The sequence below is a fragment of the Okeania sp. genome (genome assembly GCF_983059655.1).
On the sequence record NZ_CEZPJD010000712.1, the window covers coordinates 1 to 4,133 of the forward strand.

Annotated in this window: 4 protein-coding genes and 1 tRNA gene; 4 read left to right on the plus strand and 1 reads right to left on the minus strand. The window is 39.4% G+C overall.

What is annotated here, in order from left to right; translation table 11 throughout:
* Positions 1–668 precede the first annotated feature (668 nt).
* Both hisH and rsmD read left to right on the plus strand, forming a co-directional pair.
* Positions 669–1,313, plus strand: coding sequence for an imidazole glycerol phosphate synthase subunit HisH (gene hisH / locus AC3DU7_RS27105; protein ID WP_488042372.1), 645 nt, complete (start codon positions 669–671; stop codon positions 1,311–1,313).
* 7 nt (positions 1,314–1,320) lie between these two features.
* Complete coding sequence (rsmD, locus tag AC3DU7_RS27110; protein WP_488042373.1) at positions 1,321–1,896, plus strand: 16S rRNA (guanine(966)-N(2))-methyltransferase RsmD; 576 nt, start codon at positions 1,321–1,323, stop codon at positions 1,894–1,896.
* Here the strand turns inward: rsmD and petG are convergent.
* A complete protein-coding gene (gene petG, locus AC3DU7_RS27115; protein ID WP_124147707.1) occupies positions 1,882–1,998 on the minus strand; it encodes a cytochrome b6-f complex subunit V in 117 nt (38 codons plus the stop codon). The two genes, rsmD and petG, sit on opposite strands and share 15 nt — an antisense overlap.
* A 504-nt stretch (positions 1,999–2,502) precedes the next feature.
* Here petG and AC3DU7_RS27120 point away from each other — a divergent pair.
* Both AC3DU7_RS27120 and AC3DU7_RS27125 read left to right on the plus strand, forming a co-directional pair.
* A complete protein-coding gene (locus tag AC3DU7_RS27120; protein ID WP_488042374.1) occupies positions 2,503–2,883 on the plus strand; it encodes a c-type cytochrome in 381 nt (126 codons plus the stop codon).
* Between the two features lie 58 nt (positions 2,884–2,941).
* Positions 2,942–3,014: transfer RNA gene (locus tag AC3DU7_RS27125), tRNA-Thr, on the plus strand.
* The last annotated feature ends 1,119 nt before the right edge of the window (positions 3,015–4,133 follow it).

Sequence of the window (4,133 nt, forward strand, 5' to 3'; positions counted from 1 at the left end):
CCTGACCAAAAAATAAGGTCTCAAGCCTCCCCTTTCAAGGGGATGAAAAAGCGGTTGAGGGATGGCGAGGTCCCCTCGCCATATCCAATCAACCAAGACAGCGGTCGTTAGCGGAGCTTCCCGAAGGGTGGGATGGCGAGGTCTCCTCGCCATATCCAATCGACCAAGAGAGCGGTCGCTCTTCGCAGCTTCCCGTAGGGTGGGATGGCGATCTTCGGAGCGGCTCTGTCAAGAGCAGGTTTCCTCGCCATATCCAATCGACCAAGAGAAAATAAAGTTCAATATTTCAAGCCTCTGACTTTCGGTGCGGAATGCTGCACAAACAGGCAGAGGTACTGATAACTGATAACTGATAACTGAAATGACCTCTGCCCGTAACCAAAGGGAACAAGGGTTTAACGAAGTCAGAAGTTAGAAGTCAGAAGTTAGAAGTTATTTTGGTAACGGGAATTTGAGCAAGGCTCCAAAAATATTTCGCCCTAAAAGGCGGGGCTGCGCGACCCAATTATTTTGATAAAACCGCGCCGTTCGCATTGGCTACAATTCGATGGGATATAAAATTGTTCCTTCTGCCCTCTATCTTCAGCATAAGTGCCTTTGCTTATTTAAATCATACTCACTTCTTGACTATAATAAAATTGCCAACTACTAGATAAGGAAAAAAATTAATGCCAACTATTGCAGTCATAGACTACGATCTGGGTAATTTACATTCTGTCTGTAAAGGTTTAGAAAAAACTGGTGCAACCCCAAAAATTACAGATTCTCCCATAGAAATAGAACAAGCTGATGGAGTAATTTTACCAGGAGTAGGGTCTTTCGACCCGGCATTACAACACTTGCGCTCGCGACACTTAGAAGCACCCATAAAACAAGCCATTGCTTCAGGAAAACCTTTTTTAGGTATATGTTTAGGGTTGCAAATATTATTTGAAAGTAGCGAAGAAGGTCGGGAACCAGGTTTAGGAATACTTGCTGGAAAAGTACGTCGGTTTAAATCTGAACCCGGTTTGACAATTCCCCAAATGGGTTGGAACGAACTAAAATTTACTAAACCAAACCATCCTTTGTGGAGTGAAATAACTTCTCCACCTTGGGTATATTTAGTTCATTCCTACTATGTTGACCCCACTGACTCTGAAGTTACAGCAGCAACAGTTACTCACGGCCATCAAACAGTCACAGCAGCAGTAGGACAAAACAATTTAATGGCAGTACAATTTCACCCAGAAAAATCTTCTACTATTGGGCTACAAATTTTGTCAAATTTTGTTAGTAAAGTTATATCTGAAAATTTGGCCTTAGCTGGTTAGAACAACCATGAACTTAAGGATATATGGAAATCGTCCCTTAAAAACTTTACCAGGAATGACCACTCGTCCAACTTTGGCCAAAGTGAGAGAAGCAGTTTTTAATATTTGGCAAACTAATATAGTTGGTTGTCGATGGTTAGATATATGTGCAGGTGTGGGTTCCATGGGTGCTGAAGCTTTATGTAGAGGAGCATCCTTTGCAGTCGCTATTGAACAGTATGGCCCTGCTTGTGCTGTAATTAATCAAAATTGGCAACTTGTGGCTAGGTCATCCCAGGAATTTCAGGTATTGCGGGGAGATGTGTTAAAACGTTTAAAAGTGCTGGTAGGGCAGAAGTTTGACTTGATTTATTTTGACCCACCTTATGCTAGCGATCTATATCAACCAGTATTGGAGGCGATCGCCCAATATCAACTTCTAGCACCAACCAGCGAGTTAGCAGTGGAACATAGTCCCGGAGGATTATCTATTAAATTGGTTTCCACCTTAGAAATTTGTCGGCAGAAAGTCTATGGCAATACAGCTTTGACCTTCTTTCGTCCCACTCGAGAGGAGATATTGACTAATCTAGTCGATATTTAATTGGTTGCCCCGTCGATATTGTTGGTAGGCTGCAAAAAATAGTCCTGCCAATGTCACGAGGATTAGACCTAGTACGATTCCAGAAAGTAATGGTTCTACCACGAAGCCAACTCCTTATAGTTGAAATTTTTATTTGTTTATCGATCAATACTACTATTTATTTTGAATCTGGGGAGAAAGTACCAGTAGAGAACTCCCAAGTCAATAATATAGGCATCTGCTCTTCTATTTAGAAATAGAGGAGCAGATTGGCCAATGGAGACTCACCCCTAACTCTTCCTGGGAGGGGAAGATATAGAAAGATTGGGCAATGGCGCATCGGTTGGAAGATTTTTTTTATCAAAATAATTGGGTCGCGAAACCCTACCTTGACTGGCGAAATATTTTTGGAGCCTTGCTTAAATCCCTGTTACAAAAATAACTTTTGACTTCTGACTTTCTAATTATGACTCCTGACTTCGTTAAACCGAACCCGAGTAGATTTGGATTGATTAATATTAAATATTTTACTTGAGATAAAAGTATTACCCAAAAAAGAGCCATACTGTTAAGGTATATTAATTGATATTAAACTTTCTTGTAGATAGTTTTTGAGATATAAAGATTTTGGATAACCAGCTTGCTGATACCAAAAAAGAAGTCTTACTGAAGTGGAGAGCTTTAGTTAGTCTGGCTGTTCTGTTGACGGTCCTATTTATGTTCTTAGGATTTGGGCAGTTTCAGGTTTCCGATCCTTATATAAAAAGAGTATTGTCTATTGATGGAGACCCAGTTCAAGGCCACGCAATTTTTCAAATGAACTGTGCAGGTTGTCACGAGTGGGTTTTAGAAAGTCAGATAGGACCTTCTTTAGAAGGGGTTTCCCAACGTATGTCAGATGTGGCAATTATTAAGCAAGTAATTAGTGGCCAAACACCACCTATGCCCCAATTTCAGCCTAATGACCAGGAAATGGCCGATTTATTAAGCTATTTAAAACAAATGTGATTTAAAAGTAAAAAGGGGTTGCATAAATAGGTGTAGCTTTGCTACTATTAAAAACGTTGCCGATGTAGCTCAGTTGGTAGAGCACTCGACTTGTAATCGAACGGTCAGGAGTTCGAGTCTCCTCATCGGCTTCTTGCTATTAATTAAGGTTTGCTGATTAAATCTAAAAGCATTTACACATAAAGGTAAGTGCCTTTTTAGATCTGAAAAAAGTACCTGGTCTTCAGCTCTATCATGGTCAAAAATGAGCGCATTTTGGGCCATAGTTGGCCATAACAATCTTGGGAAGATTCTTCTGATTACCTCCTCTATAATTCCTATTCCTCCTAACTTCTGTTTACGGAGCATTCTTTAGGACATTTTGGATTCAGGCTCCTATCCTTCACAGGACTTACGCAAATACAATATGTATGGCGCATGAAAAAGGGTGATGGCTGACGCAAAGCTTCGCTAACGCTATGATTTTTTTCAGCGATCGCTTCCTAGAGCAACTAAATCCTATAGGAATAATTGATATCTTTCACCACTATGGAAAAACTTGAGGATTTTCCATAAAACCCACGTTCCGCACGTCAAGTTGTAACACTAGAGTATTATAAGAATTCGGTAGCTTAGTACGTATTTATACTGTTGCTTGCTAGAGCTGAAAAATATAGACCATCCTAGACAAATATCTACAAAATGTCTATGTTTTTACGCCATTAATCTGTGTTATCATTACATATGTCTGCTAAGACCAGAGGATTTTAGCAACGATTATAGAGTGTTTTGCACTCGACTCTTCATAAGGATGAAAACCCCAGAGGGAATCCTAAACTCAATGTGTTTGAGCGGAACATTAACCTTCTTTGCCAGTAGACTTATGAACAGGTGAGTCGGAAAATCGCTTTTAGTCACCGATGAAGAGCGTGTCTAGGATTGTCTAGATTTTTAGAAGGTGTACGAATTATCTTGATCTAACTTTCTTATTCATTAAATTTCAGGAAAAAATTAAGCATAAATACTTAGTAAATTGTTAATTTCTATTGACCACTACAATTTTTTTCTTACTTTTGACTTTTGACTTATATTTTTATGTTACACTTTGTCGTGCGGAATGTAGCATAAAAGCTGTATCCACACAGTCTCTAAAATTCTCAAATTCTTTGAGTTTTTGTCTGATCCAATTTTTTAACACAAACCACCAATGTTCTATCTTAATTAGGGCTTGCTGATTAAACCTAAATGTCTTTACTGATATTGGTTTTAGC

Excerpts from the sequence above, each read along its gene's own strand:
- hisH (WP_488042372.1), top strand. The coding sequence starts at position 669 with ATGCCAACTATTGCAGTCATAGACTACGATCTGGGTAATTTACATTCT.
- rsmD (WP_488042373.1), top strand. The coding sequence starts at position 1,321 with ATGAACTTAAGGATATATGGAAATCGTCCCTTAAAAACTTTACCAGGA.